Source organism: Pseudomonas aeruginosa (assembly GCF_001457615.1).
GTDB lineage: Bacteria > Pseudomonadota > Gammaproteobacteria > Pseudomonadales > Pseudomonadaceae > Pseudomonas > Pseudomonas aeruginosa.
The window spans coordinates 2363435-2389421 of record NZ_LN831024.1; the positions used below are offsets into that span (position 1 = coordinate 2363435).

41 protein-coding genes and 1 pseudogene are annotated in these 25987 nt (G+C 65.0%); 24 read left to right on the forward strand and 18 right to left on the reverse strand.

Annotated elements, in window-relative coordinates:
• Positions 1 to 588 carry a type IV secretion system toxin Tse4 gene (gene tse4, locus AT700_RS11035; RefSeq protein WP_003099160.1) on the forward strand — a complete coding sequence of 196 codons (588 nt, stop codon included), beginning with the start codon at positions 1 to 3 and terminating at the stop codon, positions 586 to 588.
• Between the two features lie 198 nt (positions 589 to 786).
• Positions 787 to 1308, forward strand: a complete 522-nt coding sequence (locus tag AT700_RS11040; protein WP_003119901.1) for a hypothetical protein — start codon at positions 787 to 789, stop codon at positions 1306 to 1308.
• A 92-nt stretch (positions 1309 to 1400) separates the two neighbouring features.
• On the opposite strand, the gene AT700_RS11045 is transcribed toward AT700_RS11040, so the two are convergent.
• A complete protein-coding gene (locus AT700_RS11045) occupies positions 1401 to 1571 on the reverse strand; it encodes a hypothetical protein (RefSeq protein WP_003099153.1) in 171 nt (56 codons plus the stop codon).
• Between the two features lie 263 nt (positions 1572 to 1834).
• On the opposite strand from AT700_RS11045, the gene AT700_RS30255 reads away from it, so the two are divergent.
• Complete coding sequence (locus AT700_RS30255; RefSeq protein ID WP_003114427.1) at positions 1835 to 2056, forward strand: hypothetical protein; 222 nt, start codon at positions 1835 to 1837, stop codon at positions 2054 to 2056.
• A 6-nt stretch (positions 2057 to 2062) separates the two neighbouring features.
• Here the strand turns inward: AT700_RS30255 and AT700_RS11055 are convergent, their stop codons facing one another.
• The gene (locus AT700_RS11055; protein ID WP_003114426.1) at positions 2063 to 3088 is read right to left on the reverse strand and encodes a diguanylate cyclase; all 1026 of its coding nucleotides are present in this window, start codon (positions 3086 to 3088) and stop codon (positions 2063 to 2065) included.
• A gap of 331 nt (positions 3089 to 3419) precedes the next feature.
• On the opposite strand from AT700_RS11055, the gene AT700_RS11060 reads away from it, so the two are divergent.
• The 3 genes from AT700_RS11060 to AT700_RS11070 all read left to right on the forward strand — a co-directional run bounded on the left by AT700_RS11060 (position 3420) and on the right by AT700_RS11070 (position 4957).
• Positions 3420 to 3659: a hypothetical protein gene (locus tag AT700_RS11060; protein ID WP_003114425.1), complete on the forward strand. Its 240-nt coding sequence runs from the start codon at positions 3420 to 3422 to the stop codon at positions 3657 to 3659.
• 86 nt (positions 3660 to 3745) lie between these two features.
• Positions 3746 to 4525: a PhzF family phenazine biosynthesis protein gene (locus tag AT700_RS11065; protein WP_023086087.1), complete on the forward strand. Its 780-nt coding sequence runs from the start codon at positions 3746 to 3748 to the stop codon at positions 4523 to 4525.
• A 21-nt stretch (positions 4526 to 4546) separates the two neighbouring features.
• Positions 4547 to 4957 carry a nucleotide triphosphate diphosphatase NUDT15 gene (locus tag AT700_RS11070; RefSeq protein WP_003099138.1) on the forward strand — a complete coding sequence of 137 codons (411 nt, stop codon included), beginning with the start codon at positions 4547 to 4549 and terminating at the stop codon, positions 4955 to 4957.
• 150 nt (positions 4958 to 5107) lie between these two features.
• Here the strand turns inward: AT700_RS11070 and AT700_RS11075 are convergent, their stop codons facing one another.
• Both AT700_RS11075 and AT700_RS11080 read right to left on the reverse strand, forming a co-directional pair.
• Positions 5108 to 5590, reverse strand: coding sequence for a DUF6632 domain-containing protein (locus AT700_RS11075; RefSeq protein ID WP_014602755.1), 483 nt, complete (start codon positions 5588 to 5590; stop codon positions 5108 to 5110).
• Positions 5591 to 5595: 5 nt separating this feature from the next.
• Positions 5596 to 6564: an enoyl-CoA hydratase/isomerase family protein gene (locus AT700_RS11080; protein WP_034035210.1), complete on the reverse strand. Its 969-nt coding sequence runs from the start codon at positions 6562 to 6564 to the stop codon at positions 5596 to 5598.
• Between the two features lie 87 nt (positions 6565 to 6651).
• Here AT700_RS11080 and AT700_RS11085 point away from each other — a divergent pair, with 87 nt between their 5' ends.
• Positions 6652 to 7233, forward strand: coding sequence for a TetR/AcrR family transcriptional regulator (locus AT700_RS11085; RefSeq protein ID WP_003090825.1), 582 nt, complete (start codon positions 6652 to 6654; stop codon positions 7231 to 7233).
• A gap of 341 nt (positions 7234 to 7574) precedes the next feature.
• Positions 7575 to 8474 (forward strand): Dyp-type peroxidase, encoded by a 900-nt coding sequence (locus AT700_RS11090; RefSeq protein WP_003119903.1) that lies wholly within the window; start codon positions 7575 to 7577, stop codon positions 8472 to 8474.
• Between the two features lie 47 nt (positions 8475 to 8521).
• Here AT700_RS11090 and AT700_RS11095 read toward each other — a convergent pair whose 3' ends face one another.
• The gene (locus AT700_RS11095) at positions 8522 to 9217 is read right to left on the reverse strand and encodes an alpha/beta hydrolase (protein WP_003090823.1); all 696 of its coding nucleotides are present in this window, start codon (positions 9215 to 9217) and stop codon (positions 8522 to 8524) included.
• 348 nt (positions 9218 to 9565) lie between these two features.
• Here AT700_RS11095 and AT700_RS11100 point away from each other — a divergent pair, with 348 nt between their 5' ends.
• A complete protein-coding gene (locus AT700_RS11100) occupies positions 9566 to 9757 on the forward strand; it encodes a hypothetical protein (protein WP_003099127.1) in 192 nt (63 codons plus the stop codon).
• A gap of 14 nt (positions 9758 to 9771) precedes the next feature.
• On the opposite strand, the gene AT700_RS11105 is transcribed toward AT700_RS11100, so the two are convergent.
• Positions 9772 to 9960, reverse strand: coding sequence for a hypothetical protein (locus AT700_RS11105; protein ID WP_022580244.1), 189 nt, complete (start codon positions 9958 to 9960; stop codon positions 9772 to 9774).
• 269 nt (positions 9961 to 10229) lie between these two features.
• Between AT700_RS11105 and AT700_RS11110 the strand changes: the two genes are divergently transcribed.
• Both AT700_RS11110 and AT700_RS11115 read left to right on the forward strand, forming a co-directional pair.
• The gene (locus AT700_RS11110; RefSeq protein WP_003090820.1) at positions 10230 to 10439 is read left to right on the forward strand and encodes a hypothetical protein; all 210 of its coding nucleotides are present in this window, start codon (positions 10230 to 10232) and stop codon (positions 10437 to 10439) included.
• Between the two features lie 111 nt (positions 10440 to 10550).
• Positions 10551 to 10895, forward strand: coding sequence for a cupin domain-containing protein (locus AT700_RS11115; protein ID WP_003090818.1), 345 nt, complete (start codon positions 10551 to 10553; stop codon positions 10893 to 10895).
• 42 nt (positions 10896 to 10937) lie between these two features.
• Here the strand turns inward: AT700_RS11115 and AT700_RS11120 are convergent, their stop codons facing one another.
• Positions 10938 to 11309 carry a hypothetical protein gene (locus tag AT700_RS11120; protein ID WP_003160518.1) on the reverse strand — a complete coding sequence of 124 codons (372 nt, stop codon included), beginning with the start codon at positions 11307 to 11309 and terminating at the stop codon, positions 10938 to 10940.
• Positions 11310 to 11465: 156 nt separating this feature from the next.
• Positions 11466 to 12746, reverse strand: a complete 1281-nt coding sequence (locus AT700_RS11125) for an OprD family porin (protein WP_003090815.1) — start codon at positions 12744 to 12746, stop codon at positions 11466 to 11468.
• Positions 12747 to 13110: 364 nt separating this feature from the next.
• On the opposite strand from AT700_RS11125, the gene AT700_RS11130 reads away from it, so the two are divergent.
• The gene (locus tag AT700_RS11130; protein WP_048521058.1) at positions 13111 to 13425 is read left to right on the forward strand and encodes a hypothetical protein; all 315 of its coding nucleotides are present in this window, start codon (positions 13111 to 13113) and stop codon (positions 13423 to 13425) included.
• Positions 13426 to 13635: 210 nt separating this feature from the next.
• Here AT700_RS11130 and AT700_RS11135 read toward each other — a convergent pair whose 3' ends face one another.
• A complete protein-coding gene (locus AT700_RS11135; protein WP_003099119.1) occupies positions 13636 to 14523 on the reverse strand; it encodes a LysR family transcriptional regulator in 888 nt (295 codons plus the stop codon).
• 102 nt (positions 14524 to 14625) lie between these two features.
• Here AT700_RS11135 and AT700_RS11140 point away from each other — a divergent pair, with 102 nt between their 5' ends.
• Together AT700_RS11140 and AT700_RS11145 are read left to right on the forward strand one after the other, a co-directional pair.
• Positions 14626 to 15069, forward strand: coding sequence for a PACE efflux transporter (locus tag AT700_RS11140; RefSeq protein WP_016852711.1), 444 nt, complete (start codon positions 14626 to 14628; stop codon positions 15067 to 15069).
• 186 nt (positions 15070 to 15255) lie between these two features.
• A complete protein-coding gene (locus AT700_RS11145; protein ID WP_016852712.1) occupies positions 15256 to 15642 on the forward strand; it encodes a 3-isopropylmalate dehydratase large subunit in 387 nt (128 codons plus the stop codon).
• A gap of 52 nt (positions 15643 to 15694) precedes the next feature.
• On the opposite strand, the gene eco is transcribed toward AT700_RS11145, so the two are convergent.
• Together eco and AT700_RS11155 are read right to left on the reverse strand one after the other, a co-directional pair.
• Positions 15695 to 16165, reverse strand: a complete 471-nt coding sequence (gene eco / locus AT700_RS11150; protein ID WP_003090808.1) for a serine protease inhibitor ecotin — start codon at positions 16163 to 16165, stop codon at positions 15695 to 15697.
• Positions 16166 to 16512: 347 nt separating this feature from the next.
• Positions 16513 to 16743, reverse strand: a complete 231-nt coding sequence (locus AT700_RS11155) for a DUF2789 domain-containing protein (RefSeq protein WP_003090806.1) — start codon at positions 16741 to 16743, stop codon at positions 16513 to 16515.
• Positions 16744 to 16921: 178 nt separating this feature from the next.
• Between AT700_RS11155 and AT700_RS11160 the strand changes: the two genes are divergently transcribed.
• Positions 16922 to 17119: a hypothetical protein gene (locus AT700_RS11160; RefSeq protein ID WP_003090804.1), complete on the forward strand. Its 198-nt coding sequence runs from the start codon at positions 16922 to 16924 to the stop codon at positions 17117 to 17119.
• Positions 17120 to 17184: 65 nt separating this feature from the next.
• Here AT700_RS11160 and AT700_RS11165 read toward each other — a convergent pair whose 3' ends face one another.
• Together AT700_RS11165 and AT700_RS11170 are read right to left on the reverse strand one after the other, a co-directional pair.
• Complete coding sequence (locus AT700_RS11165; protein ID WP_003090802.1) at positions 17185 to 17514, reverse strand: DUF883 family protein; 330 nt, start codon at positions 17512 to 17514, stop codon at positions 17185 to 17187.
• Positions 17515 to 17624: 110 nt separating this feature from the next.
• On the reverse strand, positions 17625 to 17999 hold the full coding sequence (locus AT700_RS11170; protein WP_003090800.1) for a DUF5064 family protein: 375 nt from the start codon (positions 17997 to 17999) through the stop codon (positions 17625 to 17627).
• Positions 18000 to 18134: 135 nt separating this feature from the next.
• Between AT700_RS11170 and AT700_RS11175 the strand changes: the two genes are divergently transcribed.
• On the forward strand, positions 18135 to 18578 hold the full coding sequence (locus tag AT700_RS11175) for a YqaA family protein (RefSeq protein WP_003099113.1): 444 nt from the start codon (positions 18135 to 18137) through the stop codon (positions 18576 to 18578).
• Between the two features lie 155 nt (positions 18579 to 18733).
• Positions 18734 to 19050, forward strand: a pseudogene (locus tag AT700_RS11180) (hypothetical protein).
• Here the strand turns inward: AT700_RS11180 and AT700_RS11185 are convergent.
• On the reverse strand, positions 19040 to 19939 hold the full coding sequence (locus AT700_RS11185) for a YihY/virulence factor BrkB family protein (RefSeq protein WP_003090797.1): 900 nt from the start codon (positions 19937 to 19939) through the stop codon (positions 19040 to 19042). The pseudogene AT700_RS11180 and the gene AT700_RS11185 overlap by 11 nt on opposite strands.
• A gap of 222 nt (positions 19940 to 20161) precedes the next feature.
• Between AT700_RS11185 and AT700_RS11190 the strand changes: the two genes are divergently transcribed.
• Together AT700_RS11190 and AT700_RS11195 are read left to right on the forward strand one after the other, a co-directional pair.
• Positions 20162 to 20395 (forward strand): DUF3509 domain-containing protein, encoded by a 234-nt coding sequence (locus AT700_RS11190; RefSeq protein ID WP_003090796.1) that lies wholly within the window; start codon positions 20162 to 20164, stop codon positions 20393 to 20395.
• Positions 20396 to 20460: 65 nt separating this feature from the next.
• A complete protein-coding gene (locus AT700_RS11195; RefSeq protein ID WP_003090795.1) occupies positions 20461 to 20691 on the forward strand; it encodes a hypothetical protein in 231 nt (76 codons plus the stop codon).
• Here AT700_RS11195 and AT700_RS11200 read toward each other — a convergent pair.
• Both AT700_RS11200 and AT700_RS11205 read right to left on the reverse strand, forming a co-directional pair.
• Positions 20666 to 21184, reverse strand: coding sequence for a thermonuclease family protein (locus AT700_RS11200; protein ID WP_003114413.1), 519 nt, complete (start codon positions 21182 to 21184; stop codon positions 20666 to 20668). The genes AT700_RS11195 and AT700_RS11200 overlap by 26 nt on opposite strands.
• Positions 21185 to 21202: 18 nt before the next feature.
• Positions 21203 to 21916 (reverse strand): endonuclease, encoded by a 714-nt coding sequence (locus AT700_RS11205; RefSeq protein WP_003099106.1) that lies wholly within the window; start codon positions 21914 to 21916, stop codon positions 21203 to 21205.
• A 157-nt stretch (positions 21917 to 22073) separates the two neighbouring features.
• Between AT700_RS11205 and AT700_RS11210 the strand changes: the two genes are divergently transcribed.
• The 4 genes from AT700_RS11210 to AT700_RS11225 all read left to right on the forward strand — a co-directional run bounded on the left by AT700_RS11210 (position 22074) and on the right by AT700_RS11225 (position 23847).
• The gene (locus AT700_RS11210; RefSeq protein ID WP_003090688.1) at positions 22074 to 22295 is read left to right on the forward strand and encodes a ParD-like family protein; all 222 of its coding nucleotides are present in this window, start codon (positions 22074 to 22076) and stop codon (positions 22293 to 22295) included.
• Complete coding sequence (gene map, locus AT700_RS11215; RefSeq protein WP_003160515.1) at positions 22292 to 23074, forward strand: type I methionyl aminopeptidase; 783 nt, start codon at positions 22292 to 22294, stop codon at positions 23072 to 23074. The genes AT700_RS11210 and map overlap by 4 nt, the downstream gene beginning before the upstream one ends.
• A gap of 53 nt (positions 23075 to 23127) precedes the next feature.
• Entirely contained in the window at positions 23128 to 23361 is a 234-nt protein-coding gene (locus AT700_RS11220; protein ID WP_003090686.1) for a hypothetical protein, read from the forward strand.
• 198 nt (positions 23362 to 23559) lie between these two features.
• Entirely contained in the window at positions 23560 to 23847 is a 288-nt protein-coding gene (locus tag AT700_RS11225) for a DUF3509 domain-containing protein (RefSeq protein ID WP_003090684.1), read from the forward strand.
• 326 nt (positions 23848 to 24173) lie between these two features.
• Here the strand turns inward: AT700_RS11225 and AT700_RS11230 are convergent, their stop codons facing one another.
• Complete coding sequence (locus AT700_RS11230; RefSeq protein WP_003099098.1) at positions 24174 to 24350, reverse strand: hypothetical protein; 177 nt, start codon at positions 24348 to 24350, stop codon at positions 24174 to 24176.
• Between the two features lie 84 nt (positions 24351 to 24434).
• The gene (locus tag AT700_RS11235; RefSeq protein ID WP_003090681.1) at positions 24435 to 24761 is read right to left on the reverse strand and encodes a hypothetical protein; all 327 of its coding nucleotides are present in this window, start codon (positions 24759 to 24761) and stop codon (positions 24435 to 24437) included.
• Positions 24762 to 24952: 191 nt separating this feature from the next.
• Here AT700_RS11235 and AT700_RS11240 point away from each other — a divergent pair, with 191 nt between their 5' ends.
• Entirely contained in the window at positions 24953 to 25816 is an 864-nt protein-coding gene (locus tag AT700_RS11240; RefSeq protein ID WP_003114410.1) for an alpha/beta fold hydrolase, read from the forward strand.
• The last annotated feature ends 171 nt before the right edge of the window (positions 25817 to 25987 follow it).

Below are 25987 nucleotides of genomic sequence, written 5' to 3' on the forward strand. Positions count from 1 at the left end.
ATGTCGCAACTTCCCATTCCCTTGCCCCTCAACGAGAGTCGCTGGCGCTACGTGACGGCCAGTGGCGGAGGCATGACCGTGGCCTTCCTGGCGGGTAGCGGCGGCTCCATCACGTTGCTCTCGCCGGAGGGTGAGAACGTGTCCTTCCGCTATGGCGGGGTGGGCGGCGGGATCGGACTGGGCATGCGCCTGCCGCGCTTCGGCAAGGTCAACCTCAATGTCAAGGGCAAGAGCGTTGGCGGGGCCGGTGCGCTGGAGGCGTTGCCGAGCACCGGAACCGTCTTGGTCGCGGACGGCCTGGTGGGGCGCGACCTGTCCCGCGGCGACTTCACCGGGCCCTGCATGTACGTCGAACTCGGCGCGGGAGTCATCGCCGGCGGTTCGGGCACGGCGATCCTCTTCGGCCTCGATCCCAAGCTGCTGGCGGCGGTGGCGCTGGCGAGCGCCTCGCCATTGACCGCCGCGCTGGGCGCCAGCATGTCGCGGCAATTACTGCAATCGTCCCGTGGCGCCCTGTTGATGGCCGGGGTCAACGTCGGTGCACAGTTCGGCGGCGGCGCGGCGGCTTACCTGGGGGCGTTGTTCTGATGCAGGAGGGCGATCCGGGAGGATCGCCCTTTTTACCTTGCGCAGGCGTGCGGCGGCCAGGGCTCCGTTGAGTTCCATGGCCAGCGGGGCGGTGGCGGAAATCGTTACCGGCGCGGGGAACGGTCGTCGGAGATTCCGAACCGGCGTGGATCGGTTCTTTCCAAACAAGCCCATCCACTCGTTCGAGGTGTCGTGCTTGTGTCCAGGTTGATCATGCCCGGAGGGCCGTTGTCGCAAGAATCCGATGTCCGGATCTTCTGTTCAGCCAAGGAGCGGCTGGACTTCTACCGGCGGGAAATCCACTACGAGACGGGCCAGCTATCCAGTCGGACCAACGCCTACCTGACGGCGCAGTCGTTCCTGGTCATCGCCTATGCCTCGTCGATGGCCAACCTGAACCCGGCCTGGGGCGAGCTGTTCACCCTGGTGGTGCCGGCGCTCCTGGCACTGCTCGGGATCGTCAATTCCCTGCATGCCTGGCCGGGCATCCAGGCATCCTCGGAGATCATCTGCCACTGGCAGTTCAAGCAGTCCTGCCTGTTGCACAGCGATCCGGAGATCGGCCTGGCCTACGATGATTCGCCATTGTTCAGCGAACGCGAGGTCAACCGCGGCAGCTTCGAGAAAACCTTGCTGTTCTCGCGACGCGTGCCGTTCCTGTTCGCCGGCTTCTGGTGTGCGCTGGGCGTGTTTTCGCTCTGGTTGCAACTGGCCGGTTAGCGCTGGTGGCCCATCGCTTCGGCAAGGCTTGGCGTTGGCGGAGGCTTGCCGGCTCGATAGGCGGGCGCCGTCGGATCCGGGAACGCCCGGCGTCAGGGCGCTGCCTGCTCGCAGAGATCGTTGCCGAGGAGGCGCGCGCCCAGGCCGCGAAGCAGGTAGGTCTCGACATGGCTGCCGTCCGGGCAGTCGACTCGGTAGCCGAGCGCCAGGCCGGCGGAAAGAAGAACGAACAGGAACAGGCCGATATGTTGCAGTTTGCTCATGGTGTTTTCTACGAAAGAGGCTTGAGGGCGCAGGCGCTGCGCCGGGCGATTCTAGTGCAATGAGGCAGGGGGAGGAGCCGATTTGCATGCCTAAGCGTTCTACATGGTCCAGGGCGCCCAGCGATTCGACAGTCGCCCTGCGCCGATCGACGGCGAGCCGGGGCGAATCCGGCTGCAACTGCGTCTGTACCTGGGTTGAGCCGTTGACGGGCGCTGTCGCTGCCTTTATAAGACCGCCTCACGCAGCCGGCAGGCAGTCGAAGATGAGCGACGAAGACGATATTCACGAACCCGAACACGATCACCTGCTGGATAACGATTACCTCGAGGACGAGCGTGACGAAGATACGTTCGGCGCGCTCGACGAGCCCGATGCCTGCGGAACCGGCAGGCGACGTTCCTGCGAATATTGCGACGCGGTCCAGGTCCCAGTCGATAGCGAGGGTTTCTCTATCTGCGCCGATTGCGCAGGGCTGGAGGACTAGCCCTGGTCAGACGCTGACCACCCGGTTGCGTCCGGCACGCTTGGCGTCGTACAGCGCGGCATCCGCCCGGGCGAGTGCCCGTTCCGGTTCTTCGCCGCTGCCGGCCAGGGTACAGCCGGCACTGATGGTCACCGGCACGGACGTGCCGGCACAGTCGATCGGGGTCGCTTCCATCAGTTCGCGGATGCGATTGGCGATCATGGTCAGTTCCGTGGTCTCGCGGACCCGGACCATCGCCACGAACTCCTCGCCGCCGAAACGCGCCAGGAGATCTTCCGGCCGCAGCGCCGCGCGCAGTCGCGAAGCCGCCTCGCGGAGGACGCTGTCGCCGGCCCGGTGCCCCAGGGTGTCGTTGATACGTTTGAAATGGTCGATATCGCTGTAGATGATGCCGATGCGCTGGTCGCTGGCCCGCGCCAACTCCAGTTCATGCTGGTGCAGCGCGTGGAAGCCGGCCCGGTTCCACAATTGGGTGAGGGGGTCGAGCAGTGACTTGCGCTGCTCCCGGTCGATCTCCTGGCGCAGGAAGCGGGTGTGCTCGGTGAGGCTGCGTAGCTGGAGATATCCTTCGGCCAGGATCGACAGTCGATTGAGCTGGCGTCCTTCCCGGAGATCCAGCAGCCGCGGGCTCGGGTCGATCAGGCAGAGTGTGCCGATGGCCTGGCCATTGCTGGCGTGCAGGGGCTCGCCGGCGTAGAAGCGGATGAAGGGCGGCCCGGTGACCAGCGGATTGTCGTGAAAACGCGGATCCCTGGAGGCGTCCGTCACCATCAGCGGTTCGCTGGCCAGGATGGCGTGGCCGCAGAAGGACAGGTCGCGCGGCGTCTGTTCGGCATCCAGGCCGATACGGGCCTTGAACCATTGGCGGTCGTGGTCGATCAGACTGATCAGCACGGTCTTCACCCCGAAGGTTTCCCGCGCCAGTTCCACCAGGGCGTCCAGGTAGTGTTCGGCGGGGGTGTCGACCAGCGCCATGTCGTCCAGGGCCTGCTGGCGCAGGGCTTCGTCGGGAGGGAGGGGGCAGGCGAGCATACTGGATCCTGATCACGGTGGAGACTTTCGGTATAGCTGCCGGACAGGCTGAAGGCCAGCCTGGCGTCCGCAGTCGGCGCAAGGGTGAAGAGGGCAAAAAAAATCCCGGCCGCGTGGAGCAGGCCGGGAAAGGATCCAGGGATGTACAGCGCCCACAGCTTATGTCGGCGGCGGTTTCGATGAAGCTGCCGGATCTGGTAGGCGCGATTTTCGCGTCGATGTGTGACCCGCTTCGCCGACTATCCTGGCAAGTGGGGTCGCGAACCAATAGGATTTGCGGGTTTTATTCAATCTGGGTGAATGCGTGCAGGAAATCTACTCTGAAGAACAGATGCGCAAGGCGCTGGGCCTTGCCGAAACGCGACCGAAAAAGGTCCGGACCGAGGCCAGCCAGCCGGTCCGCTACACCATCGTCGAACTGAGCGTGCGCAAGGGCGGGGCGGGATTGCCGCTGCGTTTCGAACATCGCTCGCGCTCCATCAGCAAGGTCACCGCGCAACTGGAAGCGGAGAAGGAAGCCAAGCGCCAGGGTTACCAGGTCTGGGCGCTGCTGGATATCCGTCAGATCTGAGCGAGGCGCCTGCGCGGGGCGCGGCATTGTCCTGGTCTCGGTCCGGCTGCTAAGGTGCGCAGCCCATCGATACAGGAGTCCGGAACATGGAACTGACGATCTTCCAGGTAGACGCATTCGCCGACAGTCCCTTCCAGGGCAATCCGGCGGCGGTCTGCCCCCTCGATGCCTGGCTGGACGACGAGCGCCTGCAGGCCATCGCGGAAGAGAACAATCTTTCGGAAACCGCCTTTGTCGTCGGCCGCGACGGCGACTATCGATTGCGCTGGTTCACGCCGCAGGTCGAGGTGGACCTGTGCGGTCATGCGACCCTGGCGGCGGCCTGGGTACTGATCCACAAGCTCGACGACGCTTCCCCGGTACTGCGTTTCGCCACCCGCAGCGGTGAGCTGAGCGTGCGGCGCGAGGGCGACTCGCTGGCGATGGACTTCCCGGCCAAGCGTCCGGAGCCTTGCGCGACACCGGACGGACTGCTGGAGGCGCTGGGTATTGCCGAGGCGGAAGTGCTGAAGACCGACGATTACCTCGTGGTGGTCGACGACGAAAAGATGATCGCCGCCCTGGCGCCTGACTTCGCCCGGCTGAAGGGCTTGCCGTGCCGCGGGGTGGCGGTGACCGCGCGCAGCCAGCGCTTCGATTTCGTCTCGCGCTGGTTCGGGCCCAACGTCGGCGTCAACGAAGACCCGGTGACCGGTTCCGCGCATACCTCCCTGGCGCCGTACTGGGCGCAGCGCCTGGGCAAGACCCGGCTGAGCGCCGAGCAGGGCGGGGCGCGCAAGGGGCGCCTGGAATGCGACGTGCGCGGCGAGCGGGTGGTCATCTCCGGCAAGGCGGCGTTGTACATGAGCGGTACGCTCCATCTCTGATCCCGAAGCAGGAGTACGACGATGCCGGCACCGCAGGTAGGCGTGGGTGTCCTGATCTTGCGGGACGGCAAGGTGTTGCTGGGGCGCCGCAAGGGCAGTCATGGCGCTGGCTGCTGGTCGGCGCCCGGCGGCCATCTCGAGTTCGGCGAGGCGGTGGAGGACTGCGCCCTGCGCGAAGCCCTGGAAGAGACCGGCCTGGCGCTGAGCGAACTGCGCCACGGCCCGTTCAGCAATGACGTCTTCGAGGGGCGCCACTACCTCACCGCGTTCATCCTGGCCGGTTGCGCGGAGGATGCCGAGGCGCGCCTCATGGAGCCGGACAAGTGCGACGGCTGGGCCTGGTTCGATTGGGCCGATCTGCCGGAGCCGCTGTTCGCGCCCCTGGCGAGCCTGCGCCGGCGGGGCTATTCGCCCTTCGACCCGAAGCGCTGAGCGACAGGCAAAAAAAATCCCGACCGCGGGGGAGCTGGTCGGGAAATACCCTTGGGGTTCGCACACACCGTGAGCATAGGCCAGTCCGCAACGGCATCAAGAGGAGCCTGTTCGAACTGCTAGGCCCCTTTGGGGGCCGTTCCACTGTCGTCACCTCCGCTCGACGGCGAGCGAAGGGGTTGCCCGCTTGCGTTGCGGTATCCAGAACAGCATCAGCGGCAGCAGCGAGGCCCAGCCCAGCAGGACATCGCCGGCCAGGTGGATGTGTTCGCCGGGCATCAACAGTCCCTGCAGGAACATCAGGCCGAAGTGCGCGGCATTGGCTGCCACGGTGAAGTCGATGAACAGCCGGTGGCGGAAGGGCTGGCTGGCGGCGCGCCAGAGGAATGCGCCCCAGACCAGGTAGATCGTCGAGATCATCAGCTCATAGTGCTGTCCGCCGCCTTGCTGGTCGCCCCAGCGAACCAGGCGGAGCAGCAGGCGCCCGGCGTCGGAGTCGAGCAGCGACTGGTCGAGCCGCAGGAGCAGCGTGGCCAGGGCCAGGCCGAAGAACAGCAGGAAGCCGCCGGCCATCAGGCGAATGCTCAGGGTCAGCCAAGGCGTGGCGGAAACCGGGGAAGGGGAGGCAGTCATGCAGATCACCTGTAGGCCATGTCGATGGCGTTGCCTTCGGTCAGGTCGTCAAAATCCGCACGGCGGAAAGGGCGCTCTTCCCGGGTGATGGTGCGCACCCGTTCGATGTATTCGCGCATGGCGCGGCGGGTATTGCCCTGGGAGGCGGCGGAGAGGAAGCCGGCCTTTTCGCTGGCCATGCCCTCCGTCCAGTCGCGGGAAGCCGCCTGGTAGATCGAACGCTTGATCAGGCGCACCGCTTGCGGTGAGCGCCGGGACAGGCGTTGCGCCAGCGCGTCGGCGGCTTCCAGTAGCTCCTCCGCTGGCGCCAGCCCTTTGACCAGGCCCAGCGCAAGGGCCTGGCGCGGCTCCAGCAGTTGCCCTTCCAGGCACAGCTCCAGGGCCCTGGCTACGCCCAGGCTGCGCGCCAGCATCTGGGTGCCGCCGCCTCCCGGTATCAGGCCGATGAGTACTTCCGGCTGGCCGAGGAAGCGTTCCACCTGGTCGTCCTCGGCCATCAGGCGCAGGTCGCAGGCCAGCGCCAGCTCGCAGCCGCCACCCAGGGCCAGGCCGTTGATCGCGGCGATGAACACCTTGTCCATGCGGCGCATGTGCGCGGTGACCTCATGGAACAGGTTCATGTCGGCGACGCCTGCCAGCAGGGTGCGCCGCAGCAGCTTCCTCGCCCCAGGCAAGTGGCGCAGGAGGCTTTCGCTTTCCAGCAGCAGGCGTGTCAGCCAGGCCGGCATGGAAAAGGTGATGGGGGCGACGGCGCGCTCGATCTCGTCGACGTCGAAGTGGGTCAGGAAGACCCCGTCCGCCGCTCCGGAAAGGATGACGGCGCCGATGTCCTGGCGTTGCTCAAGGTCTTCCAGCAGGTCGGCCAGCTCCTGCATCACCGCCGTGGTGAGGAAGTTCGCCGGGGGATTGTCGAGCAGGACTTGCAGGACGCGTCCTCGTTGTTCTATGCGCAGGTGTCGCGGTGCTAGAGTCATTGCGGCTTCCTCATTGGATAACGAGCGTTATATAAAGATCATTATCCAATGTGACGACATCGTCTCCCCAACCAACGGATAGTCGGCATGCGCTACAAACCGGAACAGAAACAGGCCACCCGCGCCCTGCTGTTGAGCAAGGCCGCTCCGCTGGTGAAGCGCCAGGGCTTCGCCAGCACCGGCCTGGACACCTTGATGAAGGCGGCTGGTCTTACCACCGGGGCGTTCTACTCGCAATTCTCCAGCAAGGCGGAGTTGCTCGAAGCGATCCTGCAGCGCGAGCTGAGCGCCCAGCACGATGCCTTTCCGCTGGACAGCCTGGAGCAACTGGCCGGCGCCACCCGTCTCTACCTCAGTCGCGGTCATGCGCAGCATGCCGACATGGGCTGCCCGATTCCGGCGCTGGCCGCCGAGGTGGGCCGGGCAGGGCCCGAGGTGCGGGAAACCTTCGAACGCGCCCTGGAACAGCGGCAACGGCGGCTGGCCGAACTGATGGGCGACGAGAACCGGGCCTGGGTGCTCACCTGCCTGTCGGTCGGCGCGGTGCTTCTCGCGCGTGCCCAGGCGAGCGAGGTGGCGCGCGACAAGGTCCTGGATGCGGCGCTGGAGCATGCGCTGGGCCTGCTTTCGGCGAGCGGAGCGGTTTCGCCGCAAGCGGACCGGGACTGATTGCACAACTGCAATGTTCGGCGTCTAGCGTCAGGCTTTCCCTCCGACAGGTAAGCCCATGAACGCCCATCATCTCGAACTCGCCAAGGCCCTGCTGGTGTTTGCCCTTGCCGTCGCCGGCCTGGTGGTCGGTCTCATGCCGATGGAGTTCTGAGCGACGCAGGTCCGGCTTCGCGCTTTTCCCTCGTCTTCGAGTGGTCTCTGGCGTTGCACCGGTTTAGGATGCGCGGGTATTTCGGAGCCGCTTCGCTTGGCGTCGCCCGCCGCTGCGCTCCGAAACCGAGCATTGCTCGAACCAGAACGAGATCGAAGGTGCATCGCCACGAGCGGCGCACGGCCTGATGATAGATGGAGGCAACATGAGCGCGGCTCAGCCAGGCATTCTCACCCCGATTCCGGTGGTGGGTCGCTACCTGTTTTTCAGCATTTCCCAACCCGAGCAGGTGGCCGCGACCTTGGCCAGCCTGGCCGCGGCCACCGATGGTTACCAGCTGGTGGTGGGTATCGGCCATTCGCTGATGCTCAGCCTCGGCAAGACCGTCGAGGGCATGAAGGACTATCCGGTGCTCGCCGCGCCCGGCATCGACCTGCCGTCCACGCCCTCCGCGCTGTGGTGCTGGCTGCGCGGCGAGGATCGCGGCGAGGTGACGCTGCGCTCGCACGCGCTGGAACGGTCGCTGGCGCCGGCCTTCCAGCGGACCGGCGCGGTGGATGCGTTCCTCTACGGCGAGGACCGCGACCTGTCCGGCTACAAGGACGGCACCGAGAACCCCAAGGGCGATGCGGCGCTCGAAGCCGCGCTGGTCTCCGGGCGCGGTGCGGGCCTGGATGGCGGCAGTTTCGTTGCTGTCCAGCAGTGGCTGCATGACTTCGACCGGATGCAGGCGATCCCCGGCGAGGAGATGGACAACATCATCGGCCGCCGCAAGTCCGACGACGAAGAACTGGAAGACGCGCCGGCCTACGCCCACGTTAAGCGCACCGAGCAGGAAAGCTTCGAGCCCGCCGCGTTCCTCCTGCGGCGCGGCGCGCCCTGGTCCGACGAGCACCGCGCGGGGCTGTTGTTCGCCGCCTTCGGCCGCTCGTTCGAGGCCTTCGAGGTCCAGTGGCTACGGATGATCGGCGTGGAAGACGGGGTGCTCGATGGCCTGTTCCGTTTCACCCGGCCGATCAGCGGCAGCTACTTCTGGTGTCCGCCCATGGCCGACGGCCGCCTCGACCTGTCCGCCCTCGGCCTCTGAGCCCGCCGCGGCAGCAGGCCAGGCCTGCTGCCGCGTCCTGCGCGGCGCTAGTGGGCGGTGGCCACGGCGGCCTCGTCGATCAGCGCCGCTACTTCCTTCGCTCGCGAGGCCAGTGACGCGTGGCTGGCATCGAGGGTGACGATCTTCCTCGGTGCGATCCGCGCGGCCATCCGCTCCTGGTTCTCCGGCGCAATCATGCGATCGGCGCTGGAAATCTGGTACCAGGAGGGCTTGCTCTTCCAGGCCGGGCTGCCGATGGCATCGCCGAAAGTGCTGGCCAGCGGAGCCTTCTGGGTGATGCCCATGACCAGCCCTTCGTCCGCAGCGAGATCCTGGCAGAAGCTTTCGTGGAACCTGTCCGCCTTCACCCAGAGATAGCCATCGCTGTCCGGCGCCAGGTTCGCTGCGGCCAGGGGCAAGTGCTCCTGGGTGATGCCACCGGGACTTTCGCCGCTGTCGGGGGCGAAGGCGGCGATATAGACCAGCCCGACCACATTCGGCTGGTTGCCGGCCTCGGTGATCACCGCGCCGCCATAGGAGTGTCCGACCAGCAGGACCGGCCCCTGTTGCTGCGCGATCATCTTGCGCGTCCGCTCGGCATCGTCCGCCAGCGAGGTCAACGGTAGTTCGACGGCATGCAGGTTGTCGTGGCCGAGGCGTTTCAGTTCGAGAATGACCTTGCTCCAGTGGGCGGCGCCGCCCCAGAAGCCGTGGACCAGGATGATCGCAGGCAGGTTGCTCATCGTGTTGCTCCCTTGTGGGTGAGGGTTGCTGGCATGAGGCATCGCCCGGCGAGCATACGAGGTCGCGATGGGCGGGCGATAGCGGGAGGCGAGGACGTTCGTCGAAAAGAACAACTCCTTGTTCCGGTAGGCGACGTGATATCGGCACGGCGGTATGTTGCAAGTCCGGACCCGACCGATCGGGTTGTCGCGACGGGCATGGAGGGGTGATCGGTCGGTCGGGTTCGCGTCTTTTCGGGGCTCCCGAATCTGAAAAAATCTTGCTTCTCGCCATACCGGGGGAGCGGGGCGGGTAGATTTTCTTCCGAATCCTTCACTTTCTACCCGGTCATGGAAAAAGCTCTGAAATTGGCGTCATGCCTCTACGGCCTGCTGATCCTGCTCAGCCTGGCGATGGTCGCCTTCCTCAGCCAGTTTCCGTTTCTCCTCAGCTCGGGAGCGGAAAACCTCTCGATGTCGATTCTGCCGCTGCTGATCCCGCTGATGGTCGGGCTGGTCGTCTGCGAGGCGGTGCGGGCGGTGGTGCCGAAGAAGCGCTAGGCGCGGGGCCGGGATCAGCGGCCGAGAATGCGCTGGCGGCGCAGCCGGTACTGCTCGTAGGGAAGGCCCTGGCGGTTCAGCTCTTCCAGCTGGCGTTCGCTGGCGCTGCGGGAAAACGATTCCTCGACTATCGAGTCCGGCGTGACAGGCTGTGCGCAGGCGCTGGCCAGCAGCACACCCAAGACCAGGGCAATGCGTGGCATGCGATCTCCATGGACTACGGCAGAAGGGAAAAAAAGGCCATTACCAAGCGGGGGGAGGGTTGGTAATGGCCTGTACAAGGGACATTTGCCAGGCCTTGGGGATCTGGCGAAAAAGACGATATCAAGGGGGAATTTGATTAGCCAGCTAACAAAGTGGAATGAAGTTTTGCGGCAGGCGTAACAATTCTGTCCGAATCGTCATTCTTGCGTCACCGCCGGGACAGAGCGGTTTCGGCAGACTGCGGGGGAGTCGCCGAAGGAGATTCGTCGTGGACGATACGCTCAGGTTCGCCTCGCGCTTGTGCAAGTTCATCGTCGCCGCCAGCTTCCTGCTCGTGGCGGTCGCCAGCCTTTGCCTGTGGTGGACGGGCCAGGCCTACGAATACGCGGCGCTGGCGTTCTTTCCGTTCGCCGTACCCATGCTGCTGCTGATCATGGTCTGCGACCTGCTGGCAGCGCTGAATGGCAGGCGTCGCTGAGCGCCCGGGCTGCCTAGCGCTTTCAGCTAGGCCGATGTCGAACCCAGACAACCGGCGCCCCGCGCGTGGCCCTATGGTGAGGCATTCATCCACTGCCTTCCTGGAGCGACCATGTCAGATTTCATCACCGTACTGCGCGATACCTGTCCCGTACCCGTGCTGGACGCCACCAAGTGGAAGCGGATCGACGGCGATCCGCATACCGTCAACCTCAACGCATACGCCTCGGCGGACGGCAGCAAGCTGATGGGCACCTGGATCTGCACGCCGGGCAAGTGGGAGGTGAACTACGAACGCTGGGAGTTCTGCCACTTCCTCGACGGCTACTGCATCATCACCCCGGAAGGCGAGCAACCGGTGCACCTGAGGGCGGGCGACGTGTTCGTCATCGAGCCGGGCCTGCGTGGTACCTGGGAGGTGGTGGAGACGGTGCGCAAGTACTTCGTCTTCGCCTGACGGTATTGCCGCACGTCCGGGATGCCTGCCGGACGTCGCGCCTCAGTCCTGGTGGACGATGCGGCGGATGGTGCCGCCGCAGGACTGGTAGCAACTGCGGTACTCGTCCTGGCAGTCGTCGCCGAAATCGAAGTTGCGCTGCGGGTAGGGGCAGGACTTGCGCTTCTTCTTGTCGCTGTTCTGCATGCAGTAGTTGTAGGCCGTGCTCTGCGCCTGGTAGAGCGCCTCGTCCTGGCGCTGCTGCAGCTTGGCGAGGGTCTTGCACTGGCGCTTCTCGGCATTGCACTGGCTCACGCAGTGCAGGCCGGCATCGCTGGTCGGCGGAATGTAGGAGTAGCTGACGCTAGGGCCGCAACCGCCGAGCAGCAGGGCAAGACCGAGGAGGGGGAGCAGAAGGTGTTTCCGGAACGGCATTGTCGATATCGATAAGCAATGGCAAGCGAGAGCGAATGCTATCACTGGCTTTCCGAAGCTGTACGGCTCTACCCGATAAGGTTGAACTGGCGCACGAAACGCAAAAAAGAAAACCCCGGGACTGGCCCGGGGTTCTCGTCGCGCTCGCAGGTTCGATCAGAACACGCTGAACGGGTACTCGACGAAGGCACGGATTTCGTTGCCGCCACTGAAGTAGCTATCGCGGGCATCAGCAGAAACGCGGGCAAACGAGCTACGCAGGCGCAGGGTGAGGTCCTTGGCCGGACCGCTCTGCACCACGTACTGGACCTGGTTGAAGATCTCGCGCTCCTTGCCGTTGCTGGTCTCGGCGGTCTTGATGTTGTCGCCGCGCACGTAGGCTACGCGGTAGGTCAGGCCGGGCACGCCGTACTTGGCGAAGTCCAGGGCGTAGCTGACCTGCCAGGAACGCTCGTCCTCGGCGTTGAAGTCCGACCAGTAGGAGTTGGCCAGCCAGATGGTGGTGCCGCCGTCGCCGATGCCGCCGGCGTTCTGGTACCAGCCGTAGTTGTAGCCGGTGTCGCCGGTGTTGCGCTGGTGGGCGATCATGAAGGTGTGGGCGTCGATGGTGTAGGACGCCGCCAGGCTCCAGATCTTGTTGTCGCGGTTACCGTTGAAGTTCTGGTCGGCGAAGTCGCTGTCCAGCTTGGTGCGATAGCCGTTGAAGTCGAAGTTCAGCGACTGGTCGGCCTGCAGCGGGATGGTGTAGTTCAGGTTGATGTACTGCTTCTTCAGTACGTCCTCGACGTCGGAAGCGTACAGCGAGGCGTTGAAGTGATCGGTGAAGGCGTACTTGCCGCCGAACACGTTGATGCTCTTCAGGCCGCCGCTGTCGCGCCCTTCGGCGCTCTTGCGGGATTCCGCGGTGAAGCGACCGGCGTTCAGCTCCAGGCCCTCGATCTCCTTGGAGGTGATCAGGGTGCCGCTGTAGCTTTCCGGGAGCAGGCGCGAGTTGTCGTAGCTGAGCACCGGCAGGCTGGGCATCTGGTCGCCGTACTTGAGCACGGTGTTGGAGATGCGGAACTTCACCGCCGCGCCGCCCTTGGACAGATCGTCCGCCGCGGAGCCGCTGTCGCCCTGCTTGAAGAAGTCGATACCGGCGGCGCCGCTACGACCCTTCCCGCCGTCCAAGCGAACAGCGTACATACCGAACACGTCCACACCTATCCCGATGGTTCCTTGGGTGAAGCCGGAAGTGAAGGTCGCGGTTGCAGCCTGGCCCCACTCTGCTTGGTCCTCTGTACCGTACTTCTTGTCGCGTTTGATATATGCATTGCGGAAGAACAGATCGAGGTGGCTGTCCTCGACAAACCCCTTTGCTGCTTCTTGGTCATTGGCCATCGCCTGGCTTGCAGTCGCGATGCCCAGTGCCAGCAGGCAAATCCTTTTCTTCAACATCTTATTGTTCCTGGTTGTTGGCTTGATGTGCGCTGAAATTGAAGGAAGCGCAAGGTTCGAAGTGCACGGGAGTCATTTGTCCCATTTACCGTGCGTGGCGGTTCTGGATTCTTGTTTCTCCCGTTGGCGGCGCAACAATACCAGAACATTGTTCGATCCAAGAAAGCTTCGAGTCATTTGCTAATAACCAAAGTGCAAGGAAAGCCCCTTCCATAGGCTCTGAATCGGGCGTTGCCGGATCGCTTCGTCATGCGCCTGCAATATCAACCTTATCGATAAGTACCATGCCGCGAAGTCGCTGCAGTTCTCGCTTTGGGCGGTGATACCGTCGAATCGTGAACGGATCGACAAAGAGGGACGTGACATGAAGATTCTTATCGCTGTATTCGCCGCCCTGGCCCTCTCCGCCTGTGCCTCGCCTCCCGCTTCGAACGCCCCGGCGCTGGCCGCCAGCACCAGCAAGGCTCCCTACGATTACGCGATGTGCGTCTTGCCCAAGTGGCAACGCCAGGCGCCGGGCGTGGCGCTGATGGAGGAAGGCCGCGGCTATCGCCTGGCGGACGCCGGTCAGTGGCTGGAGGTGCAGCCGGCGAGGGGTGGCAGCCTGGTGCGAATCCATGACCAGCAGCCCTGGGTCACCCGCGGGGCCTTCATCAATGCGGCCAGGACCTGTTCCTGAGCCGCGAGGAAGAGGGAAGAGCTCCGGCCCCCCTAGCATGAAGTGTCCGGAGCTCTACGGCCGCAAACGGAGGATGGCCGCAGAACGATCATCTGCCTATGGCCGGTGCTGCGCTTGATCGAGATCAAGTACTGGAGGCCGGGGAGCCGGCGTGTGCGGCGATTCGCGTGACGGGTCTCGTTTTTTCTGTGAAGTGCATTGCATAACGCTTCAATCGGGACGGGTGGCCAGCATGCCAACCAGTTCCTGGGCGGCCTTGCGCAATGGCTGGTTTTTCAGCCAGATAGCGTGGACAGGCAGTTTCAGCTCGTTCTTGGTATTCCTGAAGTCCAGGCGTACCAGCCTTCCCGTTGCCAGCAGCGGCGCGACCCGGGACAACGGGAAATTGCCCCAGCCGATCCCCGCCTCGACCATTTCCAGCGCCGTGCCCAGGCTGTCGGTGCGCCAGCAGGCGCCGGCAATCAGCGGACGGGTGTCGGCCAACGGCAGGTCGCAACTGGCCACCAGGATCTGCCGCACGTTCACCAGCTCTTCCAGGTACAGCGCCTGCCCCGGCTTCTGCAGGGCGGGATGGCGCGGCGAGATGGTCGCGACCAGCGATTCCGCGCCGACATACTGGAAGCGCTCCTGCGGGTTCACGCTGATGCCGGCGAATCCGAAGCACAGGCTGATGCGGCCGCCATGGAGCAGGGCGAGGGCATCGTCCTGCGCCGCGCTGAGCACCTCGACATCGAGCAGCGGGTAGCGCTCGGAAAGGGTGCGGAGGGCGCCGAACAGCCGCCCGCTGTCGATGTCCGCAACCACGCCGAGCGACAGGCGGCTTTCCAATCCCTGGGAGAGTTCCAGCGCATGCACCTGCAACTGAGCGAGCTGCTCGGCGATCATCCGCGCTTGCGGTGCCAGGGCCCTGGCCAGCGCCGTAGGACGGGCTTCGCGGTGGGTTCGCTCGAAAAGGGCGAAACCCAGCTCCGCCTCCAGGTTGGCGATGCCCATGCTCACCGCCGAAGGCACTCGACCCAAGGCACGGGCGGCGCCGGAAAAGGAGCCGCGGTCGAGGACGGCGAGGAACAGCTCGATGGTATCGCTGGAAAAGTTCATGGCAATTCTCCTATCAGCAGATCTGAAAGCTGCTGACTTTTTCTGTCAAGAAAATTGATCCAACCTTGCCCGCCCTTCCGCTATCACGCCCGAGAGGTCCACGTGCAAGGCATCAAGCGCAAACTGGTCTACGTGACCGCCTACGAATTGATCGGGATGAGTATCTCGACCCTGGGGCTGGCCCTGCTCGCCGGTTCCACGCCCACTACCACCGGCCCCCTGGCGGTGGTGATTACCACCGTCGCGGTGACCTGGAACTTCATCTACAACTGCCTGTTCGAGTTCTGGGAGCGGCGCCAGGCTGTGCGCGGACGCAGCGTTGCGCGGCGGGTGGCGCACGCCATCGGCTTCCAGCTGACCCTGGTGGTCTACCTGATCCCGCTGATCGCCTGGTGGATGGGGATTTCCCTGCTGGAGGCGTTCTGGCTGGACCTGGCGCTGATCGTCCTGATCCCGTGCTACACCTTCCTCTTCAACTGGGCCTTCGATCGCCTGTTCGGCCTCCCGACTTCCGCGTTGCCGGCCGGCGAGGTGGCCTCCGTCTGAGGATTTTTTTTCTTCAGCGCCATTCGCGCTCGCCTTGGCCGGGGCAAATCGCCTACCTTAGACGGACGTGCGCTGTGGTGCCGGTTCAGGGAGGAAGTACGACCGCAAGCCATGAAGGTCTGCCCCGGCGAGGATGGGGTACGGCATTTCGATGAACGGATTGGGGTCACTATGCGGATTTTGGGGATGCTACTGGGGGCCGTCTTGCTGGCGGGTTGTTCGACATCGACGCCCTCGCTCGACGAGACGGACCAGGTACCGAAGGAGCGTTTGTACAACTACCAGTTCCGTGACGACGGCGACGCCTTCCTGGTGGTTTCCCGGGACCGCGAGTTCCTCGGCAGCGTCTGCAATACCCGCTTGATCATCGATAGCCGCCTGGCCGCCGAGATCCAGGCTGGCGAGAGCGCGCGTTTCCGTCTTCCGGCGGGGCTGCGGGTGGTATCCGTGCAGGGCGATGGGATCTGCCGCGGCGAGGCGCCCAAGCAGGTGGTGCATGTGCAGAACGGGCAGACCACGCATTACCGGATCACCGTGGACTCCGGCCTGAACATCGGCCTGGCGCCGGGCTGAAGCCGGCGCAACGAAAAAAGCCGCCCGTGGGCGGCTTTTTCATGCGCGGCGTTTATTCGCTGACCGCTTTCTCGACCTTTTCGGACGCCGACCAGATCCGATAGCGGACCTCCACGTCCTTCGGCGCATAGACCACGATCGGCAGCTTGCTGTTGTAGCGCAGCAGGAAGCCTTCGCCGACCACCGGGATGAAGCGCTGCTCCTTCTTCTGGCCGGGGCAGGCCATCATCGTGCTCATCGGCCCGCTGACCTTGTCCAGGCGGTAGTAGGAGTAGCCCCAGCCTTCCAGGGTATGTTCTTCCAGCTCGCCGCCCAGGCGCTGCTGGTTGCAGTCGGCCTCGAGGGTCTTGCCGGCGATGATCTCGACCTTGAATGCGTCTTCCGCGTCCTGTTTCGGCAGGTGGATGACCTGGCGGGTGAAGCCGGCATCTGCCTTCGGGTAGGGAACCTTTTCATCCAGTTTGGCGGCCATGGCGGTGCTGGAAAGAGCGGCAACGCCGGCGGCGATCAGTAGTGCTTTCATGTCCTTGAGGTTCTCCTTACGTGGTAACGCGAGCAGGGTAAGACACCGAGGCACGGGTGAAAAGTTCAGTGGGGGACGTAACGGAATGTTCCATGTCCTGGGCCAGCTGGTCGGGGCACGGCCGAATCGCGGGCAAAAAAAAGACCATCTGCGGGGGGAGGGCGATGGTCTTCAAAGGAGCGTCGGGGACTTGGGGTTCTCCCGACGTCGCTACGATCTCACGCCGCTCCGCTGGGGAAAAATGCTTTGGACTGATAGTGGCTATCGATGCCGGTGACTTGAAATTCCCCGCCAACTCATAGCAAGTTCCGCACGATAGAGCCGTCAGCGCATCAGTTTGCGTTTTTTCAGCGGGTCAGTTGCAAGGCCAGTTCATCGACCTGTTCGGCCCAGTCGGAGTCCTCGGCCAGGGCCTCGCGCAGGAAGCTGGCCTGGGCAGGGTTCCAGAATGGCGCATCGGGCAGCGCCGTGCCCTCCTCGAGGTGGTGCCGGGCGAGAAAGGCGACGATGTCGTCCCGCCCAGCGGGGAGCCCCAACTGGCGGAACAGGTTGGAAAAGGTGTGCGGGCTGGTGTCCATGACGGTTCCTCCTGGATTCGCTGTTTTTCCACTATAGCCGGCGGGACGGCAGGGCCGCCGTGGGAGCCGGGGGTGGGTAATTTTGTCGCAGATGAAAAAGACTGTTGTGCGCGGCGTGCTTCATGGCGAAGGGGCGGGCGCTTATTATTAGCAAGCTAATGATAACCGGAGTCAGCCTATGTCCAGAATCGAAGTCGCCGTGCTGGTGGGGACGTCCGTTCCCGAATCGCTGCGCAGCAAGGGATTGCTGGCCTGTTGGATCCTGATGGTGGACGGCGCCATGTGGGCCGGCCCCTTCACCAGCCGTGACGAGGCGGAAGCCTTGAAGGGAACCTGGGAACTGAGTTGGCCGCTGGAGGCGGCGATCTCCGCCTGAGCCAAGGCCCTTGCCTTGCCGAAAAGCCCGCCGAGCGCGGGCTTTCTGTTGCCTGCGGAAACGCCCTAGCGGCGGCCCACCAGCAGGCCGAGGAGGAAGCCGGCGCCGGCCGATACGGCGATGGTCTGCCAGGGATGGTCCTCGACGTATTCCTCGGTCGCTTCGGCGGCCGCCTGGCTGCGTTGCACCACGCCGCGGCGGGTGCGCTCGATGGCGTCGCGACCACGATGCAGCACGGAATTGATCTGTTCACGCAGGTTCGCGCCCTCCTTGCCGGCCAGGCTGCCGGTGCCGCTCATCAACTGGTCCACCTCGGCGATCAGGTCCTGCAGTTCGGCCATGGCCTGGTCCTGGATAGCCTGCTTGGCGCGAGCGGAGCGGGTTTTCAGAGTCATGTCGGTCTCCTTGACGAGGATGGTTACCTAGGTATGGAGTCGCCCGCTTCGCTGAAAGTTGCACGGCATGGCCTGCGTCGGGGGTTTCCGTAGCATGCGGGAGAGCCGTTTCAGGATGCCCCGGCCTCGCCGCGCAGGTAGCGGTCGAGGTCGATCGCTTCGCCGCTCTTGAGTTTCAGGCGTCGGCGCAGGTCGTCGAACATAGCGTCGTACTCGCGGCGCTGGCGCACGATCGGTCCCTGCCGCAAGCGCAGGCCGTGGCGTCGGGCCAGGCGACTGGCACGGCTGGCGAAATGCACGGCGGCGTCGCGTGGCAGTTCGAAGCTTTCGCTGAAAGGCTGGCCGTCGATCCGGCCCTCCATGTCGAAGTGTACGGCCACCGGGCGGGCCTCGGCCTCCAGGACCCGGTAGCGCAGGTGGATATCGAATGCCTGGCGGTCGACTTCGCTGGCCGAGGCGAGATGCAGATGGCCGGGAATGAACATGGCCTGCCTCCTTTTCGGATAACCGGGGAAATGCCCTTGCCTGCCAGGGTATGCTTCGCCGGCCTCGGGACGGCTGTCCCAGGTCAGTTTTTTCCGGATTGGAGCGGGGATGCGAATGGCGCTGGGAGCGTTCGGGTGTTGACTGACTGGGCCGCGTACGCCGGGCTGTTCCTCTCGGCGTTCGGTTCGGCGACCCTGCTGCCGTTGCAGTCGGAAACCGTGCTGGCCGCCTTGCTGCTGCGCGGCGGCCAGTCGGTCGCGTGGCTGCTGGCGCTGGCCATCGTCGGCAATGTGCTGGGTTCCTGGGTCAACTGGTGGCTGGGTCGCTACCTCGAGCATTTCCGCGGTCGCCGCTGGTTTCCCGTGGGCGAGGTGCAGTTGCTCAGGGCGCAGCGACACTATCGCCGCTACGGCCGCTGGACCCTGCTGCTCAGTTGGGTGCCGGTCATCGGCGATCCGCTGACGCTGGTGGCCGGCATCATGCGTGAGCCCTGCTGGAGTTTCCTGCTGATCGTCGGCCTGGCCAAGACGCTCCGCTACCTGGCCCTGGCTGCGCTGGTGCTGGGCTGGGCCGGCTGAGCGCTTCGTCGGCGAGCGTAGAACTATTTTTCGCGGGGCAATGTCCATTGCTGCGAGGTGTAACTGCCGCCTCATCGCCCCCGGGGCCTTTAGTTGCCGCTGTGGTCCCGGGGGCTTCTCTTTTCCTGCCTGTTTCCGGCGATGCGAGGTGCGCAATGTCGAGGGTGGTTGCGGGATCGCTGGTCTGCCTGCTGCTCGGTTCGGCGCCGGCCTGGGCTTCCACGGCCGAGGCGTGGAGGCGCACGACGCCATGGTGCGTGCCGCCTGCCTGAAAGCCAGCGGCTTGCGCCAGGTACGCGCGGTGGGGCAGGTACTGCCCTTCGACGATGAGGTGGGCTATTCGGCGCTGCTCCTGCAGGGCCGCTATCCGCAGCCGCACATGCAGGGCCGCCAGGGCCGCGAGCTGTGTCTGTACCGGCGCGCCACCGGCAAGGCCAGCGTCAGCGAGGCCGACGCCCTGCTCAAGCCTTGAGTTCGGGGTCGTCGTTGTCCGGAAGTTCGCGCTCGCCAGGGTCCTTGCCGTCTTCCGAATGGTGTTCGATCACCGCGTTCAGCTCGGCGCCGAACAGCACCACTGCCGCCGACAGGTAGAAGTACAGCAGGAGGATGATGATCGCCCCGATGCTGCCGTACATGGCGTTGTAGTTGGCGAAGTTCTTCACGTAGAAGCCATAGGCGAGGGACGCGGCGATCCAGGCGATCACCGAGAGCACCGAGCCTGGAGTGATGAAGCGGAAACGCTGCTCGACATCCGGCACCAGGTAGTAGAACAGCGCCACCGCGAGCATCAGCAGGAACACCGCAAGAGGCCAGCGCAGCCAGGTCCAGAGCGTCACCAGGTACTGTTCCAGACCGACCAGGCCGGCGATCCAGGCGATCACCTGCGGCCCGGTGACCATCAGGCCGGCCGCCACCAGCAACAACAGGGCGATGCCGAGGGTGTAGAGGATCGACAGGGAGAAGCGCTTCCATACCGGGCGGCTCTCCTTCACGTCGTAGGCGGCGTTGAGCGCGATCATCATCGAGCGGATGCCCGCCGAGGAGGTCCACAGCGCCACCGCGATACCGATCGACAGCAGGCCGCCTTTCTGCTGCTGCAACTGGTCGATCACCGGGTTGACCTGATCCATCGCCTCGGGCGGCAGCAGCAACGCCGCCTGCTCGCGCAGCCAGGCGAAGAACTCCGGTAGGTGCAAGTAGCCTACGAGGGTGATCAGCACCAGCAGGAACGGAAATAGCGAGAACAGCATCTGATAGGCGAGGGCCGAGGCGTAGGTCGGCATGTCGTCCTCGAGGAACTCGTTCACGGTGCGCTTGACCAGGCCGAACAGGCCTATTTCCCGATAAGCCGTACGGAACATTCCATCTCCTTGCTGTGTGCGTGCCGATGACGATCGACCACCGATGGCCGCTTGCCGCCAGGCATTTTCCGTTGGGTGAAATTCGTCGCGTCCTTTCTGGGACGCCACGGCGGGCGAATTGGTTCGTCGCCGGCGTCATCATTCGGTCGCATCCGTTAGCCAGACTGCGCCTGCCCGCCGCGCGGCGGGCCTCCGTCCAACTTCTCAGAAATGGAGCGCACCATGTCTGTCGACCTGAAGAAAATCGCCGCTGCCTTTCCCGAGTTCCAGTTGTCCAGCAAGAGCCGCCACGACGGCGCGCTGTTGTTGCAGTTGCAGGCCGCCGACGGCCGCTACGTGGCTCGCACCATACCCTCGCCGCAGCTCAGCGCGCCGCCGGAGACCGAGTGGCTGATCCGCAGCATCCGCCGGGAACTGGCCGTGCCGGGCATGGAAATGGCGATGGCGGCACGCTGAGTTTTTTCGCCGCGGGAACCGATGATGCGATAATTCCGCCTTTCCACACAGCTGACGGGAAGGCAATGAAGCGCGAGAAGGTTCGGGACAGGCAGGCGGCAGGGAAGATCTCGGCGACCCACATCATCGCCAATCCCACCCTGGCCAGGGAATGGATCGTGTTCTTCAAGAAGGACGGCGGGCGCAGCTATTTCCTGGTCGACGAGAGCGACGAGGTGATGTCGTTCCGCCGGCTCGACGACGCGGTCAAGGAGCTGCGCGGGCTGGGCATCAAGTTCGCGGAGATCCATCTCTAGGAGCGGCGTCGCGCGGTCGCCACTGGCCAGCCTTGCGCGCCCGCGCTTCTTCCTCGGCGAACCGGTACTGGCCGCGCGCCTCGGCCGTCTGGCCGCTGTCCGGCGCGTCGCGCCAGCTGGCCAGGCCAATGGTCAGCAGGGCCAGCCCGGCATCCAGGGTATGTCCGCAGGTGGGGCAGTCGGCCGGGGTGACCCAGGCCGCGCCGAGGATGCGGAAGCGCGCGTCGCGGCCTTGCTCGCGGATGGTCGCCGATTTGCCGAGCAGCATGTCTTCCAGGGCTTCCCGGGCGCGCCGACGCCAGGGCTCGGCGGCCGGTAGCTCGACGGCATTGAGCTGGATGCGCAGCGCCTTGTTCGCGCCGGGCAGGCGGCAGCCCAGGCTGGCGTCGTCGTGTATCGCCACCACCGTGCAGTCGAAGCGGCGCTCCCCGGCGTCGGCGGCGAACGCCAGGGCGGCGCAGAGCGGCAACAGGGCGAGGGTGCGGAAGATCATGGGCTACTCCGGCGGAGGTCAGCGTCGACGCGAGGATAGGTTGCTGCAGGTCGCCAGGTCCACCGGGCCGACATAGGGATTGCCCCAGCCCATCACGCAGCCGACCATGTGGTTGCGCTGGCGCTCCCAGGTCTGTGGCGGGTACTGCTTGTGCCAGGCGTTGTAGAGCTGGCGATCCTGCTTCGACAGGCGCAGGCCGTAGCGGTCGCTCATGTAGAAGTAGGTGCGGGCGATCATCCCGCGAATCTGCGGGCGTGGCATCGCCTTGCGCGCCTTGAAGTCCACCACCATCGGGCAGGCGCCGTATTGCTGGGGTTTCTGCGGCAGCCAGCCGAAGCCGAAGTTGCTGCGGTCGCCGTTGACCTCGCCGATGCTCGGCACCAGGTTGTGCAGGTCGGCTTCGGCGCGCTGGTAGGTGCTGTCGTGCCTCGCGCAGTTGCTCCGCCCGCCGTTCTGCCAGCAGCGCCGCTGGTGACCGATCACCCAGGCCGGGACGATGTGTTCCCACTCGATGCGCCGCGCGCGGTTGGCGTTCTTCCTCGGCTTGTAGCCGCAACTGGCGAGGTCGACACGATTTCCCGAGTAGCGACAGCCGCAGTAGAACTCCACGGATTGCCGGGCGTAGAGCTTCCAGCCGATTTTCTTCGCTTCGGAGAACGTGCGCGGGGCGTTGGCCTGGCCGGCGCTGGCGAGGAGGAGGGCGAAAAGGCCTACAAACAAACGGGAAAGCATGCGGCAACTTCCAAAAAAATCCGCATGTTACTGATTTTGCAGGAGATGCCAATCGTGGCCAGTCCATGGCCAGGCGAGGGGCGGACCTTCCCGTTTGCGCCGCGTCCATGCGATGGTTAGTATACGTTCCGTATATGTTTTGTAGTCGAGGTGTAGTGTGGGCCTGGTGAAGATTTCCGAGCAATTGCACGAAGAGGCGCGCATCGCCTGCAAGGCCATGTCGCGCTCGATCAATGCCCAGGCCGAGCACTGGATGCGCATCGGCATGCTGATCGAAGCCAATCCCGGCCTGACCTATGCGCAGGTGCTACGCCAATTGATGGACGAAGCGCGCGAAAGCGACCGCCGCGAGCAGGACGCGGCGAGGATCTCGGGATGATCAAGAGCGCGGAGGAAATCCAGCGCATGAGCGTGGCCGGCGCGCTCACCGCGAAAGTCCTCGAAGTCCTCGACGAGGTGGTGCGGCCTGGCATCAGCACGGCAGAGATCGACCGCTTCTGCGAGCGCTACATCGTCGACACCCTCGCGGCGATTCCCGGCAGCAAGGGGCAGTACGGCTATCCGTTCACGGTGAACACCTCGGTCAACGAGGTGGTCTGCCATGGCTGGCCGTCGGCGCAGCAGATCCTCCGCGACGGCGATATCGTCAACGTCGACGTCACGGTGATCAAGGACGGCTATTTCGGCGACAGCAGCAAGATGTACCGGGTCGGCGCCATCGACCGCCAGGCGCAGAAGCTGCTCGACGTCACCCGCGAATGCCTGTACCGGGCGATCCGCGTGGTGCGCCCGGACGCCACCCTCGGCGATATCGGGCATGCCATCCAGAGTCACGCCGAAGCCAACGGTTATTCGGTGGTCCGCGAATACTGCGGGCATGGCATCGGCCGCAAGATGCACGAGGCGCCGCAGGTCCTGCACTTCGGTCGCGCTGGCGCGGGTGCGCGGCTGAAGGCCGGGATGACCTTCACCATCGAACCGATGATCAACCAGGGCGGCCACGCGGTGAAGCTGCACAAGGACGGCTGGACCGTGACCACTCGCGACCGCCGCCTGTCGGCCCAGTACGAGCACACCGTGCTGGTCACCGAGCGGGGTTGCCGGGTCCTGACCCTGCGCGACGAGGAGCGCGAGGCGCTGGCCGACCTGGCTGGCTGATCGACGCCCGGCCTGGTTACACTGAGACGACTTTTCCGAAGGGAGGCTGGCGGGTGTCCGGCAGGCGTTTTGGCGAGTTCGAACTGCGCGCCACCTGGTTGCGCGAGGACAGTGGCTATCTGGCCGAGATCGAGATAACCAGCATCGACGACGGACGCACCGAATGGCTGGTGCTGCCGGGCCAGCCGCCGTGCGAGAGTCCGGCGGCCGCGCTGTCGCTGGCGGAAGCGGCGCTGTACCGGGTGCGCGGCTTCGATGCGCGGGGCCGGCCGCTGTTTTCCGACTGAGCCTGCTGGCAAATCGCATGATGCATTTCGCACGATCTTGCAGTTTGCACGGACCGCTTCGCTGAGTCTTTTCGTAAGTTATTGATTTTGAATGGTTTTAATTTTCCATGTGGCTGGCATGAAAGCTGCCACCTTTCCCCGTGTTGCGGCTGCGCTGAAGTTCGCGGTCGGTTTTCATGCAAGAGGGGATAAACGATCATGGAAAAGTCCATCAAGATGCTGTTCGATGCCTTCCAGGCCACCTTTGCCGTATCCACCCAGATGCGTCCGGACGGCGGCGCCCTGCTGACCCTGCGCAACGGCGAAGAGATCGTGACCCGTCGCGTGGTGTCCGCCGCCCAGTTGGCCGACGAGAAGCGCATGTACTGGTTCATCAACGCCGTGCGCCGTGACCTGGCCCTGGAGGCGGGGAGCCTGCCGGTGGATGTGGTCGGCACCCTGCGTCGTCTGCAGGAGCGCGGCCTGCCGAGCTACATGGCGGGCTGAACGGTTCGTCCGGAATCCTGGCGGAGACCTCCGGCAGGGCGGGCGAGAGTGCTAGAGTGAAGCTTCGAGGGGGCTGGGCGAGGATCGACCGGCCCCCGCTCGTGTCGGAAGGGAAGGCCAGGGCTGGCCTGCCCGTTCGGCGCTTCGGCAGGCTGGCGCAGAACGATGCAAGGTCGTTCGGGTCAGCATCAGGGATGAAATGACTGACAGGAGTCGGGATGCTGCGTTACGTCGTGGGTTTTCTCGCGTTCACCGTGCTGGCGGCCTATCTGTTGCTGGGGGTTTCCCAGCACGCCTTCCTGCCGTGACCGGTCGGCATGGCGGCTTCAGCTGCGCTGCGGAAGAGGCTGTGGCGGCCGTGCGGGATGCCGGTTTTCGGCTTGCCGTGCCTTGCGTTGCAGGCGTGCGCGCCGACGCGGCACGCGCAGGAAGGCCCACAGGGTGACGCCGGCGAGGCCCAGCCAGGCGACGATCAGCAATGTGACGAAGGATTCGGGAGTCATGGTTCGTCCTCCTCTTACCCAAGGATAGACCCTGCGGGAAGGGGAATTACTGCAATCGGTCTTCGACCATGGTCTGAAACGCGGTCATTCGGGGCCGGCACCGACCAGGGCCAGGCAGCCGGTCAGGCTGGTCAGCAGGGGCAGGGCGAGCAGGAAAGCCAGCCAGATGGCTTCCATGCGCAACAGCGTGGCGCCGAGGAACAGCGCGACCAGGAGGATGGTCATGAGCAGGGCGGTCCAGCCGAAGTACATGGCGAAGTTGTCGATGCCCAGGCCGATGCCCCAGCCCAGCAGCAGGGCCCATACCCCGGCCAGAGCCAGGCCGAGGGCCAGCATGCTCGCCAGGGTCCGGGCGGACGGGGCATGCAGCGGGTGGTTGCGGAATAGCTCGTAGAAGATCGGCGTATTCATCGGCGTCACCTCCGCAGGGGAACTTCCAGCCTAGTCCAGCGGGCGAGACGGCCCTAGACCTATTTGTCATTACGGGGCGTGACCTCAGGCCGTTAACATCCATCTTTTCCAGGCGATGCCGTGCATCGGGCTGTGGGCCCGCTCACCGTTCGTCGCGCTGAGTCGAAAAAGAAACCGAAAGGGTTGCGTGCATGAGTGGCGAACTCGCCTCGTTCGAGGTGGATGGGTATCAACTGGTCTATCAGGACCTGGGCGAGGGCACGCCGGTGCTACTGGTCCACGGTTCGCTGTGCGACTACCGCTACTGGCAATGGCAGTTGCGCAGCCTCGGCGAGCGCCACCGGCTGATCGTGCCGAGCCTGCGTCACTACTACCCCGAGCGCTGGGACGGGCAGGGCGCGGACTTCACCAGCGCCCGCCACGTCGCCGACCTGCTGGCGCTGGTCGAGCGGCTCGGCGAGCCGGTACACCTGCTCGGCCATTCCCGTGGCGGCAACCTGGCGTTGCGCCTGGCGCTGGCCGCTCCGGACGCCCTGCGTTCGCTGAGCCTGGCCGATCCCGGCGGCGACTATGCCGCCGAGGTCTACGCCCACGCCGGCCTGCCTGCGCCCGAGGAACCATTGGAACGCAACCAGTTCCGGCGCCAGGCGCTCGAATTGATCCGTGGCGGCGAGGCGGAACGGGGACTGGAACTGTTCGTCGATACGGTGAGCGGCGCCGGGGTATGGAAACGCTCGTCGGCGACGTTCCGCCGAATGACCCTGGACAACGCCATGACCCTGGTCGGGCAGGTGGCCGACCAGCCGCCGGCGCTGGCGCTGTCGGAACTGCGCTCGATCGACCTGCCGAGCCTGATCCTCAATGGCGAACGCAGCCCGCTGCCATTCCCGGCCACCGCCGAGGCGCTGGCGGCGGCCCTGCCGCGCGCCGAGCTGCAACGCATCCAGGGCGCGTCCCATGGCCTCAATGCCACCCGTCCGGCGGCTTTCAACCGGTCGGTACTGGAGTTCCTGGCGCGCGTCGATGGCGTTGCGCCGGACGTGGAAACGTCCTGAAGCGAGGCCGGGCGAACTGACCGCTCGTCAGCTCGCCGCGGATGCTTTACCATGGGCGCTTCGCGCCGGATCAGCTCCGGCGTTTTTCGTCAGTATCCATTCCCAGTGATCTCCGTCCGCGCGCTTCGGCGCAGGGGTGCCGCAAGGCGCCTGCCACTGTGAGGCAGGCCG